This is a genomic window from Rubrivivax sp. A210, assembly GCF_904426505.1.
Lineage (GTDB): Bacteria > Pseudomonadota > Gammaproteobacteria > Burkholderiales > Burkholderiaceae_C > Rubrivivax.
The window spans coordinates 35,183-50,388 of sequence record NZ_CAJGBN010000004.1; the positions used below are offsets into that span (position 1 = coordinate 35,183).

Sequence of the window (15,206 nt, forward strand, 5' to 3'; positions counted from 1 at the left end):
GTATCGATGCTGTCGCCTAAACTGAGGCCATGCCCAGCGCCCACGATCCTGCCCAGACCGACCTCCGCCGCGGCTACGCGCTGGGCGCCCTGGGCGTGGTGATCTTCGCGATGACGCTGCCGATGACCCGTCTGGCTGTGGGCGGCAGCGACGATCCGCAGCTGCCGCCGGCCTTCGTCACCGCTGGCCGCGCCGCGGTGGCCGGGCTGCTGAGCGTGCTCTATCTGCTGGCGGTGCGCGCGCCCCGACCGCAGCGCCGCCACCTGCCGGCGCTGGTGCTCAGCGCCCTGGGCACGGTGCTGGGTTTTCCGCTGTTCCTGTCGCTGGCGCTGAGGCAGGTGGATGCCATGCACGCCGCCGTCGTCACCGGCGTGCTGCCGCTGGCCACGGCCGTGGTGGCGGCGCTGGCGTTGCGCCAGCGGCCCTCGGCCGGGTTCTGGGCCTGCGCGGTAGCCGGCTGCGCCCTGGTGCTGGCCTTCGCGGCCTGGAAGGGCAGCGGCCAACTGGTGCCGGCCGACGGCTGGCTGCTGCTGGCGGTGGGCTCGGCCGCGGTGGGCTATGTGGCTGGCGCACGCGTCTCGGCCGTGCTGCCGGCGCCCCAGGTCATCTGCTGGCTGTTGGTGGGCGCGCTTCCGCTCACGCTGCCGGCCATGCTGATGCTGTGGCCGCAGGCCACCGTGCGCGCCTCGGCCTGGCTGGGATTTGCCTATGCCTCGGTGTTCTCGATGTGGCTGGGCTTCTTCGCGTGGTACCGCGGCCTGGCGCTGGGCGGCGTGGTGCGCGTGAGCCAGGTGCAGTTGCTCCAGCCCTTTCTGGCCCTGCTCTTCGCGGTGCCGGTGCTGGGCGAGACACTGGAGCCCCTGACCTTGTTGTTCTCGCTGGCGGTGATCGCCGTCGTCTTTGTCGGCCGGCGCATGCCGGTCCGCGTGCCGGCGCCGCCGGTGCGTGTTCTTCCTGGGGAGCGTCCTGCATGACGAGTTGGCACATGGCCCGCCGCGCCGAGCGGCTGAATCCTTCCACCATCCGCGAGATCCTCAAGATCACCGAGCGGCCCGGCATCATCTCGCTGGCCGGCGGCCTGCCGGCCACCGAGAGCTTTCCGGTCGCGGCGCTGCAGGAGGCCACCGCCCGCGTGCTGCGCGAGACGCCGCGCGAGGCGCTGCAGTACGCCGCCAGCGAAGGTTTTGCGCCGCTGCGCGCCTGGGTCGCCGACGAACTCTCGGCCCAGGGCCTGAGCGCCAGCGCCGACCGCGTGCTCATCACCACCGGCTCGCAGCAGGGCCTGGACCTGGTGGCCAAGGTGCTGGTCGACCCCGCCAGCCGCGTCGCGGTGGAGGCCCCCACCTACCTGGGCGCGCTGCAGGCCTTCGCGCCCTACGAGCCCGAGTTCACCGAGATCGAGGGCGATGCCGAAGGCCCGACGCCGGCGGCGCTGGACGCGGCGCGCGGCGCCCGCTTTCTCTACCTGTTGCCCAATTTCCAGAACCCCAGCGGCCGCTGCCTGGGCGCGGCGCGGCGCGATGCGCTGGCCGAGCGGGCGCTGGAAATCGGGCTGCCGGTGGTGGAGGACAACCCCTATGGCGAGCTCTGGTACGACGCGCCGCCGCCGCCGCCCATCGCGGCGCGCCTGGGCGATGGCGCCGTCTACCTCGGCTCCTTCAGCAAGGTGCTGGTGCCGGGCCTGCGCCTGGGCTATGTGCTGGCACCTGCGGTGCTTTACCCCAAGCTGCTGCAGGCCAAGCAGGCGGCCGACCTGCACACGCCGGGCTTCAACCAGCGCGTCGTGTACGAGGTCATCAAGGACGGCTTCCTGGCGCGCCATGTGCCCACCATCCGCGCCCGCTACAAGAGTCACCGCGACGCCATGCGCGTGGCGCTGGAACAGCACATGCCCGCGGGTTGCCGCTGGAACGTGCCGGCCGGCGGCATGTTCTTCTGGGTCGAGCTGCCGCCGCAACTGGACGCCACCGCCTTGCTGCCGCGCGCCGTCGCCGCCGGCATGGCCTATGTGCCGGGAGCGCCCTTCTTTGCCGGCGGCGGCCACGCCAACACGCTGCGCCTGAGTTTCGTCACCGTGGCGCCCGCGCTGATCGAAGCCGGCATCGCCGCCCTCGCCCAGGTGTTGAAGGAGACCCTTGCATCATGAAGCGCGCTTTCCACCAGCTCGATGTCTTCAGCGCCGTGCCGCTCAAGGGCAACCCGCTCGCCGTGGTCCATGCCGCCCAGGGCCTGAGCGAGGCGCAGATGGCCGCCTTCGCGCGCTGGACCAATCTTTCCGAGACCACCTTCCTGCTGCCGCCCACTGAAGCAGCGGCGGCCGCTGGGGCCGATTACCGCGTGCGCATCTTCACCCCCGGCGGCGAGCTGCCCTTTGCCGGCCACCCCACGCTGGGCAGCTGCCACGCCTGGCTGGCGGGCGGCGGCCAGCCGCGCGAGGCCGGCGTGGTGGTGCAGGAATGCGGCGTCGGCCTGGTGCGCATCAGGCGCAGCGGCAGCCGGCTGGCCTTTGCGGCACCGCCGCTGCGTCGCACGGGGCCGGTCGAGCCCGACCTGCTGGCGTGCATTGCACGCGGCCTGGGCCTGGGCCTGGACGACATCCTGCAGCACCAGTGGGTCGACAACGGCCCTGGCTGGTGCGCGGTGATGCTGCGCTCGGCCGCCCAGGTGCTGGCCGTCAGGCCCGACTGGGCGGTGCTGGGCGATCTCAAGCTGGGACTCGTGGGCGCTCAGCCGGCCGGCCAGGACACGCTGTTCGAGGTGCGGGCCTTCGTGCCCTCGCTGGGTGTGTCCGAAGACCCTGTCACCGGCAGCCTCAATGCCAGCCTGGCGCAGTGGCTGATTGGCGCTGGCCTCGCGCCAGCCAGCTACGTCGCGGCCCAGGGCGCGGCGCTGGGCCGGGCCGGCCGCGTCTTCGTCGAGCGCGAAGGCGCCGACATCTGGATCGGCGGCGACGTCGTCGCCTGCATCGCCGGCGAGGTCGATCTCTGATGGCGCCGGCGCGCGTCGACCACCTGGTCGTCGCCGCGGCCAGCCTGGAGCAGGGCGTGGCCTGGTGCGAGGCCACGCTGGGCGCGACACCCGGCCCCGGCGGCCGGCACGCGCTGATGAGTACGCACAACCGGCTGCTCGACATTTCGAGTGCCAACTTTCCCGCCTGCTACCTGGAGATCATCGCCATCGACCCCGAGGCGCCACCGCCCGGCCGCGTGCGCTGGTTCGGGCTCGACGAGCCGGCGCTGCAGGCGCAGTTGGCGCGGGCGCCGCGGCTCGTCCACTTCGTCGCGCGCAGCGAGCGGCTCGACGAGCATCGCCTGGGCTTGGCGGCGCTGGGCCTGGACCCGGGTGAGCCGGTGGCCGCCAGCCGCGAGACACCTACCGGCCGCCTGGCCTGGACGATTGTTCTGCGCGCCGATGGCCACTTGTTGTGCGGCGGCGCGCTGGCCACGCTGATCGCCTGGCAGGGCGTGCATCCAACGGCGCGCATGGCGCCATCCGGCGTCGCGCTGCGGGGGCTGGAACTGCGCGGCGTGCCGGCGGCGGCGCAGGCGCTGCTGCAGGTGAGCGGCGTGCCTCACGCCGCCGGCCCCGGCCCGGCACTGCAGGCCACTCTGGCCACGCCGCGCGGCGAGATCACTCTGCACAATCGAGCATGACCGAAGAACTCTTCCGCGACGATGCCAACTTGTTCAAGTGCGAGGCCACGGTCGTCGCCATCGACGACGAGGGCCTGGTGCTGGACCGCAGCGTCTTCTACCCGCTGGGCGGCGGCCAGGCCGGTGATGCCGGCGTGCTGGTGGCCGCAGACAGCGGCGCCGAACTGGCCATCGTCGACACGCGCAAGCACAAGGCGCGCGCCGGCGACATCGCCCATGTGCCGGCGGCCGGCGCCGATCTCGCCGCCTTTGCGCCCGGCACCCGCGTCGTGGCGCGCATTGATGGCGCGCGGCGCCAGGCCCACCGGCGCTTCCACACCGCCACGCATTTGCTGTGCGCCCTGGTGCCGCATCCGGTGGACGGCTGCTCCATCACCGCCGGCTATGCGCGGCTGGATTTCCACATGGCCGAGCCGCTGGACAGGGAGGCGCTCAGCGCCGGCATCGCACGCCTGGTGGCCGAGGCCCATCCGGTGCACCAGCGGTCCATCAGCGAGGCCGAGCTCGACGCCAACCCGCAGCTGGTGCGCAGCATGCGCGTGCAGCCGCCGCGTTCCGAATCGGGCCAAGGCCGGGTGCGCGTGATAGCGATCGAGGGCGTCGACGAACAACCCTGCGGCGGCACGCACGTCGACAACACGGCCGAGATCGGCGACGTGGTGGTCACCAAGATTGAGAAGAAGTCAGCCATGACCCGCAGGGTCGTGCTCGGCTTTGCCGAGCCGGCCGCAGGCCGGGGCTGACGATATCGGGGAGCGCTCATATCCGCGCAGCGGATGTGAGCGATCACCAGAAGAAGTCAGCCATGACCCGCAGGGTCGTGCTCGGCTTTGCCGAGCCGGCCGCAGGCCGGGGCTGACACAATCGCCGTTAGAGGCCGGCCATCGGGGTGGATGGATCGGGCCCGAACGGAGGATCCATGCTGCTGCTTCGAGCTCATGTCAAGGCACTGTTGTCGGTCGCAGGCCTGTTGGCGCTGGTGGCCTGCGGCGGTGGCGGGGGTGCTTCCGTCGAGGCCTCGACCGCGGTCGACAACGGCCCGCGTCAGCCCCAGGCCACGGTGGTTCGCGACGACAATCCCACCGCAGCGCGCATGGCGCTGGGGCCGGCGGATTTCTTGCCTACGGGTGCCGCCGGGCAATGGGTCTACAACCGCCTGGATGACGCCGGCCAGCGCTTGGGTGGCACAAGGATTGAATCCACGCCGGGTCGCGACAGCCTGCAGGTGGTGGAAACCGACGAAGGTTTCGCGCCCGACTCCACCACCTACAGGCTGGATGCGGCCGGTTGGGTGTTGGCCAGTCTGGCCAACACGCAATTGCCGGCCGGCGCCATTGCGGTCATCGGCGAGATCACGCAGTACCCCAGCCCGTTCCACGGTATCGGGTCCACCCGCGTGCAGTTTCGCAGTGGCGACTTCGGGCGCGACCTGGACGGTGATGGTGTCAACGAGAGTTTCGAATTCCAGTTCCGCCAAACCATGTTGGGCTACGAAGCGGTTGCCGGCCCCTACGGCGAGGTCGAGGCGCTGCACATCCGCGACGAGTTGCTGCTCACGGTGATTCCGTCCAAGCGCGGCAGTGCCAACGCGACGGCCCGCGTGGAGGTGGATGACTGGCTGGTCAAAGGCGCGGGCCTGGTGCGCGAGCGGGTGCGCTCGCTGGGAGCGGACGGCAACGATGTCTTTCCGCCCTACACACTGGCTTTGGCGTCGGTGCGCATAGGCGGGGCAGATCCGCTGGATGTCAACGCCATCAGCCAGATCCGGTCGCTGGCTGTCACCAACCGGGATCTGGTGTACGACGCCGCGCGCCTGCGCTACTACGCCAGCGTGCCCGGCAGCGTGCTGGGACAAGGCAACCGCATCGCGGTGATAGATGCGGCCAGCGGCGCCGTCAACTATTCGGCCGTGGTGGGCTCGGAGCCCGGTGCGATGGCACTGGCGGCCGATGGCGCCTCGCTCTACGTGGCGCTGGACGGCAGCAGCGAGTTGCTGCATCTGGCCTTGCCCGGCCTTACCGAGATCGGCCGCGTGCGGCTGCCGGCCGATTCCATCTTCGGACCCTATGTCACGGAGACCTTGGCCGCATCCCCGGTGGATCCGCGGGTGGTGGCTGTGTCGCTGGCCTACACCGGCTCGAGCCCGCGCCATGCCGGTGTGCTGCTGGTGCGCAACCTGCAAGCTATGCCGCAACGCACAGCCGGCCACACCGGATCCAACGTCATCGCGTTCGGCGCCGACGGCGGCTGGCTGTATGGCCTCAACAACGAGACCACCGAATTCGGCCTGCGACGCATCGAGGTGCTGGCCGACGGTCTGGCCGAGCGCCAGGTGCTTCCAAGTGCGGTGCCGCAGTTCTACCTGCGGTCCCTCCAGAGGAGCGCCAGCGGGCTGGTCCTGGGCAACCGCCTGTATGCCGAGGGCAGCCTAGCGCCGCTGGGCCAGATCAGTGGCGCGGCCGAATGCTGGCCGCTGGCCGCACCGAAGCTGGCCTGCATCACGCACACCTTCGGATCTGACTTTGACCTGCTCGTGGCCGATGCCGGCCGAAGCAGCCTGCTGGCCAGGCTGCATGCGCCCACCGACAACCAGGCTTCACGCCGCATCCTGGTGGCTGGACCGCCCGGGCAACTGGCGGTGCGCGACCGCATCGACCATCCTGCCCGGAACGAATCCACCCGCATCCTGCTGCTGAGCCATCCGGCCCTCAACTGAGCGTCGCCGGCCAGAGCCGGCGTCAGGGCGCCCCGCCCGTCACCTTCGACACGTAGGCGGCCAGCGCCTCGATCTGCGCCTCGTTCAGGCGCTCGCGGAACGAGGGCATGGCGCCGACGCCGTTGCGCAGCGCGGTGGCCACGCGGCGGGCATCGGGCTTGATTTCGTCCAGCACCGGCCCCACCGCGCCGGCGCTGCCGGCATCGGCCAGCGTGTGGCACAGCGCGCAGGGCGGCACGGCGTCCTGCGTGAAGAGGCGGCGGCCCAGCTCGATCTGGGCGGCGGCATCGGTGGCTTGCACGGCCGGCGCCGTGCAGGCCGCCGCCAGGATCAACGAGAAAGCGGCTGCGCCCAGCTTCACGCCACCGTCACCTTCACCGCGTGGTCGGCCCAGCTGTTGTTGTTGTAGCCACCGGCGTTCTCGAAGCGCTGTTCGGGCTGCACATTGCCGGCGCTGTCGGTGGCGCGGCTGGCCAGCACGAAGCTGCCGGCCGGCAGCTTGGTGGCCAGCGCAAACTGGCGCCAGGCGTAGCGGCCGAGATCGGGGCCGACGAAGCGGGCGACGCTCCAGCTCTTGCCGCCGTCCAGCGAGACCTCGACCTTGGCGACCGGATTCAGCCCGCCAAAGGCCACGCCCAGCACCTGCACCAGGCCGGCCTTGAGCGTGCCGCTCTCGGCCGTGGGCGTGTTGATCCAGGACTTGACGCCCATCTCCTGCACCGAGGGCTGGCTGGGATCGCCCTTGCCGCCCGGGGGCGAGAGGCGGTAGCCGTGCGACATGATGCGGGCGTCGGTCTCCTGCGCCGTGAAGGCCAGTTGCTTGACGTACTTGATGCTGTTGACGCCGGTATAGCCCGGCACGATCAGGCGCAGCGGGCCGCCGTGGGCCAGTGGCAGCGGCGCGCCGTTCATCTCCCAGGCCAGCAGCGCGTCGGCCATCGCGGCCAGCGGCACCGAGCGCTCGACGACCACGCTCTTGGGGTCCACGCCCGCGGGCAGCTTCTCGCCACCAGTGCCGGTGATGAACTTCATGCCGTCGGCGACGCCGCCCAGGGCCTCGGCCACCCAGCGCAGCGGCACGCCGCTCCACATCACGCAGCCGGCGGCGCCCACCTGCCAGGGCGTGCCGCTGGGCTTGCTGGGGAAGAAGCCGCGGCCATTGCCCGAGCACTGCAGCACCATGGCCACGCTCTCGACGCCCAGGGTCTTGAGTTCGGCCAGCGTCAGCGTGCGCGGGTTCTTGACGCCGGCGATGCTCACCTCCCAGGCATTGCGGTCGGCCACGATGGCGGCATCGGGCGCGGGCAGGTTGTTGCGGATGTAGAGCTGGTCGGCCGGCGTGATGACGCCGTTGCCGAAGGCGCTGCGCCGGGTCTCGATGGTGGTGCCGCTGTGGACGATCATGCTCGCGGCGTCTTTCCAGCCGGCAAAGGGCGGCAGCGGCTTGGGCGCAGCGGCGGCGGTCTGGGCGGCGGCGCCGCGCGCAAAGGTGGCCAGGCCGGCCGCGGCCAGGGCGCTGGCGCTGCCGGCGAGCAGGTGGCGGCGGGGCAGGGAGGCGAGATCGGGCTTCATGGGTTCTCCGGGGCTGTCGGTTGCGGGCTCAACACGATTCTGATGCCGCCACAAGGCATTTTTGTCACGCTGTGCTTAAGACTTTTGGAGCCGGCACGAAAAGGCCCGCCGAAGCGGGCCCGGTTCAGCGCCGACGCAGGCGCGCCGCGATCACTGATTGCGGAAGTCGTCGTGGCAGCCCTTGCAGGTCTTGCCGACTTCGCCGAAGGCCGGCTTCAGCGTGTCCAGGCTGTTGGACTTGGTGGCAGCGACGAGCTTGACCATCGCGTCCTGCATCGCCTTGGCGCCGCTGTCGAACTTGGCGCGGTCGCTCCAGATGGCGGCCTTGGCCTTGCCCTTCTCGGTGCTGGACGTGCCTTCGACGAAGCCGGCGAAGGGCAGCTTGGCGAGACTGGCCACGACCTCGATGTTGGCGGCGGCGGCGGCGGCGTCATAAGGCGCCTTGCCCTGCACCATGGCGCCGACGCGGCTGAAGTGCTGGCCGATCACGAACATCGCGCTCTGGCGGTACTTGACGGCGTCCTCGGGCTTCTGGAACTGGGCTGCGGCGGGCAGGGCGGTGGCGAGGCCGGCCACGGTGGCGGCGGCCAGGATGAAACGCTGCATCGGGATACTCCGAAAGAAAGGTGTTTGGGTAGGTGAACTGCGTGCTGCTTGGCACACCCGGCGCGAGTGTACGGAGCGTTTACGCCCGGGGCAGCGCATCAATTTCAGGACCAAGGGTAACTCCCGGTAAGCGGTGAGGGAGTGCGCGCCGCACCCAAGTCGCGGTATGGTTGCGCCCCTCACCGTACCGATCCGCCACCATGCCCGAACGCTCCTACCAGCCCGTGCGCGTGTGGGATCTGCCCACCCGCCTTTTCCACTGGGTGCTGGCGCTGTGCATCGTCGCCTCGGTGGTGACGGCCAAGATCGGCGGCGGCGCCATGGACTGGCATTTCCGCTGCGGCTATGTCGTGCTCACGCTGCTGGCCTTCCGCGTCGTCTGGGGCCTGGTGGGCGGGCGCTGGTCGCGCTTTGCCAGCTTCATCTACGCGCCGGCCACGGTGCTGCGCTACCTGCGCGGCCAGGTCAAGCCGGGCGAGCACCTCGACGTGGGCCACAACCCGCTGGGCAGCTTCTCGGTCTTCGGCCTGCTTGCCATCCTCGCGCTGCAGGTGGCCACCGGCCTGGTGGCCGACGACGAGATCGCCTACTCCGGCCCGCTCAACCGCCTGGTCGAGACCGCCACTGCCGAGGTGGCGACGAGCTGGCACAAGACCTGGGGCCAGTGGATCATCCTCGGCCTGGTGGCGCTGCACATCGCGGCCATCGTCTACTACCTGCGCCGCAAGCGCGTCAACCTGGTCCGGCCCATGGTGCTGGGCGACAAGCGCCTGCCGCCGGGCACGCCGGCCAGCGCCGACGGCACGCCGCAGCGCGTGCTGGCGGTGCTCATCGTCGCGCTGTGCGCGGTGGGGGCCTACTGGGTGGCGGTGCAGGGAGGATGAGGCCGTGAAGGGTGACGCGCGGATCGTGCAGCCCCGCATCGAGGTGCTCCAGGTCGAGACCGCGGCCCGTTTGGACGACGTGCGCGCGCTGTTCCGCGAATACGCGGGCACGCTGACGGTGGACCTGTGCTTCCAACGCTTCGATGAAGAGCTTGCGGCGCTGCCCGGCGAGTACGCGGCGCCGGCCGGGGCGCTGTTGCTGGCCCTGGTCGACGGCCGGCCGGCCGGCTGCGGTGCGCTGCGCTCTCTGCGCGACACCGACCACGTCAACGCCTGCGAGATGAAGCGGCTTTACGTGCCGCGCGCCTTTCGCAGCCTGGGCCTGGGTCGCCTGATCGCACAGCGCCTGATGGACCTGGGCGCGCAGGCCGGCTATTCCTGCATGCTGCTCGACACGCTGGATGAGATGGAGGCCGCTCGCGGCCTCTACGAATCGCTGGGCTTCGAGGAAATTCCACCCTACTACTTCAACCCGATTCCAGGCGCGCACTACCTCAAGGCCGAGCTCGACGCGCTCGGTTCGCGCTGGTAGCGGCGGGGCCGCCTGCGGCTTGCGGCATCATCGGGGGATGAGCATCCCCCCTCTCGAATTGCGCCAGGGCGAGCTTCGCCTGGCCCTGCGGCCCGAACTCGGTGGCGCCATTGCCGGCCTCTGGCTGGGCGACACCGAGGTGCTGCGCAGCAGCGAAGCGGCCGATCTGGCATCGGCGCGCGCCTCGGCCTGCTACCCGCTGGCGCCGTATTCCAACCGCCTGGGCTACCGGCGCTTCCGCTGGCAGGGCCAGGACCACACCACGGCGCCCAACTTCGACGACAGCCCGCATTCGCTGCACGGCGTGGCCTGGCTGCGCGCCTGGGAGCGCGTCTCGGCCAGCGATGACCAGGCCGAGCTGCGCTACGCCCATGCCGCCGACGCCCACTGGCCCTTCGCCTTCGAGGCACGCCAGCGCTTCGTGCTGACGCCGGGATCGCTGGAGGTACACCTGTCCTTCACCAACCTGGCCGACCAGCCCCAGCCGGCCGGCCTGGGCTGGCACCCGTATTTCCCCAAGCGCCACCGCAGCCGCCTGCACATCGAGATCAGCGAGCGCTGGGAAAGCGATGCCAGCGGCCTGCCGACGCGACAGGTGCCCCAGCCCGGCATCGACGGCGATGTCGCCCACCTGGCCTTCGACAACTGCTTCGAAGGCTGGCGCGGCCCGGCGCGCATCCGCGACGAGAAGCTCTCGCTGCGCCTCACGTCGTCGCTGCCCTACCTGGTGGTCTACACGCCCGACACCAAGCCCTATTACTGCGTCGAGCCGGTCAGCCACGTCAGCAACGCCATCCACATGTCCAACCCGGCGGCCCATGGCCTGCGCGCGCTGGCGCCGAAAACCACCTTCGACGCCTGGATGAAGCTGGAAATCGACAAGGCCTGACGATGGCGTTCGAGGCCCTGCCGCTGGCGCCGGCGCTGCTCGGCGAATCGCCCTTCTGGCATCCCGAGCAGGGCTGCCTCTACTGGGTCGACATCCCCGGCAAGGCCTTGCACCGCTACCACCCGCCCAGCGCTGCCCACCGGATGTGGCCCCTGGATAGCGAGGCCGGCTGCTGCGCGCCCCTGCCCGGCGGCGACCTGCTGCTGGCCCAGCGCGACGGCCTGCACCGCTTCAACCCCGAGACCGGCCAGCGCGAGCCCCTGGCCGAGCCGCCCTACCAGCCCCAGGAAGAACGCTTCAACGACGGCAAGGCCGACGCCCAGGGCCGGCTGTGGGTGAGCACCCTCTATGAGCCGCGCCAGCCGCCGCGGGCCGCGCTCTACCGCTGGGCCGCCGGCAAGCTCGCGCGCATGGCCGGCGACATCACGGTGGGCAACGGCCTGGCCTTCAGCCCCGACGGCGCCACGATGTACTGGAGCGACACCACCTCGCACCGCATCTTCGCCTTCGATTTCGATGGCGCCGAGGGCACGATCTCGCGCCAGCGCGTGCTGGCCGAGTTTGCGCTGCGGCAACCCGGCCAGGAGCTGGCCAGCTACGGCGGCCGCCCCGACGGCGCCGCGGTCGACGCCGAGGGCGCCTACTGGTGCGCGATGTTCGAGGGCCAGCGCCTGCTGCGCCTGGCGCCCGACGGCCGCTTGCTGCAGGAGCTGAGGCTGCCGGTGCGCTGTCCCACCATGCCCTGCTTCGGCGGGCCCGACCTGCGCACGCTCTACATCACCACCGCCCGCCACAACCGCCCCGCAGCCGAACTCGCGGCCCAGCCGCTGGCCGGCTGCGTGCTGGCCACGCGCGTGGACGTGCCAGGCCTGCCGGTGAACTTCGCCCGGGGTTGAGGCCGCCAGGCCTCAGAGGTTCGAGTACTTGACCGAGCAGCCATAAGGCCGCGTCGCCGCCTGGCTGATGGTCTTGCCGGCCAGGGCCTCGGCCAGCGCCAGCTTGACGTGGTTGGTGGCACCCGGGATGTCGGCCGGGTCGGCGGTGGGACGGTTGTCGATGCCGCCGGCATAGACCAGCTTGCCCTGCGGGTCGACGATGTACATGTGCGGCGTCGTGCGGGCGCCATAGGCGCGCCCGATGCGGCCGTCGCTGTCCATCAGCGTGGCGCTGGCGGCGGCTTTCTGTGCCTTCATCCACTGCGCCATCTCGGCCGGCTTCTTGTAGTCGCCATGCTCGGGGGTGGTGGAGTTGATCGCCAGCCAGACCACGCCCTGGGAGGTGGCGTCCTTCTGCGTCGCCTGCATATTGGCCGCGCCATAGTGCTTGTCGACGAAGGGGCACTCGGGATTGACCCATTCCAGCACCACATGCCGGCCCTTGAAGTCGGACAGCTGAACCGTCTTGCCGGTGGTGTCGACGGCGCTGAAGGCGGGCGCGGGCTGGCCCACGGCGGCGGCGGCTCGGGCGCCACTGCCTTGGGCAAAGGCCACGGCCAGCACGGTGGCGGCGATCAGGGTCTTCATGCTCGGTCTCCGGGTCAGGTGCGGGGCAGGGCAGCGACCGTGCGGCGCAGTTCGTCGGTGCTCAAGATTTCGCTCAGCAGCACAGGCGCCGGCGCGCCCGGAGCGTGGAAGACGTAGACCGGCACGCCGCTGCGGCCCATGCGCGCCAGTTCGGCGCTGATGGCGGCGTCGCGGCGCGTCCAGTCGGCGCGCAGCAGCAGCACGCGGGCGGCCGCGAAATCGGCCTTGACCTGGCGGTCGGCCAGCGCCGTGCGCTTGTTGAACTGGCAGGTCACGCACCAGGCGGCGGTGAAGTCGACGAAGACCGGCCGCCCCTCGGCCAGGGCCTGGGACACGCGCTCGGCCGACCAGGGCTGCCACTCGTCGGCCGCGCCCGTCACCTGGGCCTGGGCCTCGTGGCGCAGCGTCGGCACGGCCCAGAACAGCGCCACCGCCAGCAGCGCCAGCGCGGTGGCGCCGAAACCGGCGCGGGCGCGCGGCCCCAGCGCCGGCGAGCCCAGGGCCCAGGCCGCAAAGGCCAGTGCCACCAGCAGGCCCAGCAGCGCCGCGGCGCCGTCTATGCCCGATTGCTGGCCCAGCACCCAGACCAGCCAGACCACGGTGGCGAACATCGGGAAGGCCATCAGCGACTTGAAGTGCGCCATCCACACCCCTGGCCGCGGCAGCCGCCGCGCCAGCGCCGGCCAGGCGCTGGCCGCCAGATAGGGTAGGGCCATGCCCAGGCCCAAGGCGGCAAACACCGCCAGCGCCTGCGCCGTCGGCAGGGTCACGGCCGCGCCCAGGGAGGCGCCCATGAAGGGCGCCGTGCAGGGCGAGGCCACGGCCACCGCGAGCACGCCGGTGAGCGCCGAATCGACGACCGGATGCCGCGCCCTTGCGCTGGCCCAGGCGCTGGGCAGCACGGACGAAAACTCGAAGACGCCGGCGAGGTTGAGGCCGATGAGCGTGAACAGCGCCGCCAGCACCGCCACCACCGCCGGCTGCTGCAGCTGGAAGCCCCAACCGAGCTGCTCGCCGCCGGCGCGCAGCGCCAGCAGCAGGGCGGCCAGCGTGACGAAGGACAGCACCACGCCCACCGTGTAGGCGATGCCGCCGGCCAGCAGGCGCCGTCGCGCATCGGGCTCGGCGGCATGGGCGGCAAAGCCCAGCACCTTGAGCGAAAGCACCGGAAAGACGCAGGGCATCAGGTTGAGCAGCATGCCGCCCAGCAGGGCCAGGCCCAGCGACAGCGCCAGGCTGGCGTCGGCTTGCGGCGGTGGTGCGGGTGCGGCCGCTGGCGCGGGTGCCGCGCCCGGTGTTCCAGGCGCGGCGGCAGCCGGCCAGGGCGTGGTCACCGCCACCTGCAACTGCACGCCGGCGGCACCGTCGCCCGCCAGCACGGCGGGGATGGCGTTGGGCGCGTCGGTGCGCTGCTCGTCCAGCGGCACGCGGGCGGTCCATTCGGCACCCTGCCAGCGGCCCTGCTGGAGGCCCGCGTTGGCAATCAAGCCCGAAGTCTCGGGAAAGAAGCGCAGTTCGCGGCCCTGCCAGGCCGCGGGCAGGCCGGCCACGCGCAGCAGCAGCGCACCGGGCTCAACCGTGGCCGTGGCCTGCGCCGCTGCCAGCGTTTGAGGCGTGGCGGCGCGTGCGGCCTCGAAGAGCGCGCCATGGCCGGCGGTGGCGGCCTGGGCCGGCAGGCGCAGTGCGAAGTCGCCGTTCTCGGGGATGCAGACGTCCTTGCACACCAGCCAGGTGGCTTGCAGCTTGATGTCCAGCGCCTCGCCCTTCCAGCCGGCCGGCACGGCGAGCGCCACCGGCAGCAACAGCGTGCCCTCGTAGCCGAAGTTCATCAGCGGGCCAATGGGCAGGCGCAGCGGCGTCGGCCACTCGATGGGGCCGGCGGCAACGCCCGCGGGCAGCTGCCAGTTCAGTGTCGTCGGCAGGCCGGAGTCGCCCGGGTTCTTCCAGTAGGTGTGCCAGTGCGGCTGGTGCTCGATCTTCAGGCCCAGCCACATGGGCTTGCCGGCCTGCACGCCCTCGGGCGCGTGCGCCACGAGTTCGGCGCGCACCTGCGGCGTGGTGACGACGGCGCCGGGGCTGGCATGGGCGCCGGTGCCGGCGAGGGCGGCCAGGGCGACGAAGAGGGCGAGGCCGGCGAGGGTGGTCTTCATGCGGAAGGCTTGGATGCGGGGCGGCGGTGCGGGTTCCGTCGAGCCCTGCATTGTCCGCCGCCCGGTCGCAGCCTGCCGGGCCCTCAAGGGCCGCCTGACCGCCAAGAAATCCCTCGATCTTTGATGGAAAGCAGAGGGCTGCGGGTTTGTTCGTATAATTCCGAGGCTTTGCTGACCTCACCCACCATGGCGATCGACCGGAAGCTCCGCAACGAACGCTGGGACGAAGATGAGGCAGACGGCCAGGGAGGGGCGGCGCGGTTCAAGCCGCTGACGAAGGAGGAAGCATCGCAGTTGCGCAAGCGCCTGCCGTCACTGTCGCCGTGGCGGGTGGTGGCTGTGCAGGTTGCGGTGGGTGTGGTGGCGGCGCTGCTGGCGGCGCTGGTCACACAAAGATTGGAGCTGGCGTGGTCGGTGCTTTACGGCGCCGCCACGGTGGTGGTGCCGGGGGCCTTGATGGCGCGCGGCATGACCAGCCGGCTCAGCAGCATGTCGCCTGGTGGCAGCGCCGTCAGTTTCATGTTGTGGGAGTTTGTCAAGATCGCGGTTTCGGTGGTCATGCTGGTGCTGGCCCCGAAGCTCGTGCAGCCCCTGAGCTGGCCAGCCTTGCTGGTGGGCTTGGTGCTGTGCATCAAGGTGTACTGGGTCGCGCTGGCTTGGCGCGGCCGCATCAACGGCTGA

General features: G+C 71.2%; 16 protein-coding genes. 11 read left to right on the forward strand and 5 right to left on the reverse strand.

Annotation, left to right across the window (positions count from 1 at the left end; translation table 11 throughout):
- Window positions 1–29 precede the first annotated feature (29 nt).
- The 6 genes from JMV16_RS05135 to JMV16_RS05160 all read left to right on the forward strand — a co-directional run bounded on the left by JMV16_RS05135 (window position 30) and on the right by JMV16_RS05160 (window position 6,369).
- Window positions 30–974, forward strand: coding sequence for a DMT family transporter (locus JMV16_RS05135; protein ID WP_201493109.1), 945 nt, complete (start codon window positions 30–32; stop codon window positions 972–974).
- A complete protein-coding gene (locus tag JMV16_RS05140; protein WP_201493110.1) occupies window positions 971–2,146 on the forward strand; it encodes a PLP-dependent aminotransferase family protein in 1,176 nt (391 codons plus the stop codon). The genes JMV16_RS05135 and JMV16_RS05140 overlap by 4 nt, the downstream gene beginning before the upstream one ends.
- Window positions 2,140–2,988: a PhzF family phenazine biosynthesis protein gene (locus JMV16_RS05145; protein WP_201493195.1), complete on the forward strand. Its 849-nt coding sequence runs from the start codon at window positions 2,140–2,142 to the stop codon at window positions 2,986–2,988. The genes JMV16_RS05140 and JMV16_RS05145 overlap by 7 nt, the downstream gene beginning before the upstream one ends.
- Window positions 2,988–3,653 (forward strand): VOC family protein, encoded by a 666-nt coding sequence (locus JMV16_RS05150; protein WP_201493111.1) that lies wholly within the window; start codon window positions 2,988–2,990, stop codon window positions 3,651–3,653. The genes JMV16_RS05145 and JMV16_RS05150 overlap by 1 nt, the downstream gene beginning before the upstream one ends.
- On the forward strand, window positions 3,650–4,396 hold the full coding sequence (locus JMV16_RS05155) for an alanyl-tRNA editing protein (RefSeq protein ID WP_201493112.1): 747 nt from the start codon (window positions 3,650–3,652) through the stop codon (window positions 4,394–4,396). The genes JMV16_RS05150 and JMV16_RS05155 overlap by 4 nt, the downstream gene beginning before the upstream one ends.
- 176 nt (window positions 4,397–4,572) lie before the next feature.
- Entirely contained in the window at window positions 4,573–6,369 is a 1,797-nt protein-coding gene (locus JMV16_RS05160) for a YncE family protein (protein ID WP_201493113.1), read from the forward strand.
- Window positions 6,370–6,391: 22 nt separating this feature from the next.
- On the opposite strand, the gene JMV16_RS05165 is transcribed toward JMV16_RS05160, so the two are convergent.
- The 3 genes from JMV16_RS05165 to JMV16_RS05175 all read right to left on the reverse strand — a co-directional run bounded on the left by JMV16_RS05165 (window position 6,392) and on the right by JMV16_RS05175 (window position 8,547).
- Window positions 6,392–6,730 (reverse strand): c-type cytochrome, encoded by a 339-nt coding sequence (locus JMV16_RS05165; RefSeq protein ID WP_236580366.1) that lies wholly within the window; start codon window positions 6,728–6,730, stop codon window positions 6,392–6,394.
- Complete coding sequence (locus JMV16_RS05170) at window positions 6,727–7,941, reverse strand: sulfite oxidase (protein ID WP_201493114.1); 1,215 nt, start codon at window positions 7,939–7,941, stop codon at window positions 6,727–6,729. Before JMV16_RS05170 ends, JMV16_RS05165 begins: the two co-directional genes overlap by 4 nt.
- A 150-nt stretch (window positions 7,942–8,091) precedes the next feature.
- Window positions 8,092–8,547 (reverse strand): c-type cytochrome, encoded by a 456-nt coding sequence (locus JMV16_RS05175; protein WP_201493115.1) that lies wholly within the window; start codon window positions 8,545–8,547, stop codon window positions 8,092–8,094.
- Between the two features lie 200 nt (window positions 8,548–8,747).
- Here JMV16_RS05175 and JMV16_RS05180 point away from each other — a divergent pair, with 200 nt between their 5' ends.
- From JMV16_RS05180 to JMV16_RS05195, 4 genes are read left to right on the forward strand one after another with little or no spacing between them, the layout of a single operon-like run.
- On the forward strand, window positions 8,748–9,431 hold the full coding sequence (locus JMV16_RS05180) for a cytochrome b/b6 domain-containing protein (protein ID WP_201493116.1): 684 nt from the start codon (window positions 8,748–8,750) through the stop codon (window positions 9,429–9,431).
- A gap of 22 nt (window positions 9,432–9,453) precedes the next feature.
- Window positions 9,454–9,963 carry a GNAT family N-acetyltransferase gene (locus JMV16_RS05185; RefSeq protein ID WP_201493197.1) on the forward strand — a complete coding sequence of 170 codons (510 nt, stop codon included), beginning with the start codon at window positions 9,454–9,456 and terminating at the stop codon, window positions 9,961–9,963.
- Window positions 9,964–10,000: 37 nt separating this feature from the next.
- A complete protein-coding gene (locus JMV16_RS05190; RefSeq protein ID WP_201493117.1) occupies window positions 10,001–10,852 on the forward strand; it encodes an aldose 1-epimerase in 852 nt (283 codons plus the stop codon).
- Between the two features lie 2 nt (window positions 10,853–10,854).
- The gene (locus JMV16_RS05195; protein ID WP_201493118.1) at window positions 10,855–11,748 is read left to right on the forward strand and encodes an SMP-30/gluconolactonase/LRE family protein; all 894 of its coding nucleotides are present in this window, start codon (window positions 10,855–10,857) and stop codon (window positions 11,746–11,748) included.
- A 12-nt stretch (window positions 11,749–11,760) separates the two neighbouring features.
- Here JMV16_RS05195 and JMV16_RS05200 read toward each other — a convergent pair whose 3' ends face one another.
- A complete protein-coding gene (locus JMV16_RS05200) occupies window positions 11,761–12,375 on the reverse strand; it encodes a thioredoxin family protein (protein WP_201493119.1) in 615 nt (204 codons plus the stop codon).
- A gap of 14 nt (window positions 12,376–12,389) precedes the next feature.
- Window positions 12,390–14,525, reverse strand: coding sequence for a protein-disulfide reductase DsbD family protein (locus JMV16_RS05205; RefSeq protein WP_201493120.1), 2,136 nt, complete (start codon window positions 14,523–14,525; stop codon window positions 12,390–12,392).
- 186 nt (window positions 14,526–14,711) lie between these two features.
- Here JMV16_RS05205 and JMV16_RS05210 point away from each other — a divergent pair, with 186 nt between their 5' ends.
- Window positions 14,712–15,206 carry an ATP synthase subunit I gene (locus JMV16_RS05210; RefSeq protein ID WP_201493121.1) on the forward strand — a complete coding sequence of 165 codons (495 nt, stop codon included), beginning with the start codon at window positions 14,712–14,714 and terminating at the stop codon, window positions 15,204–15,206.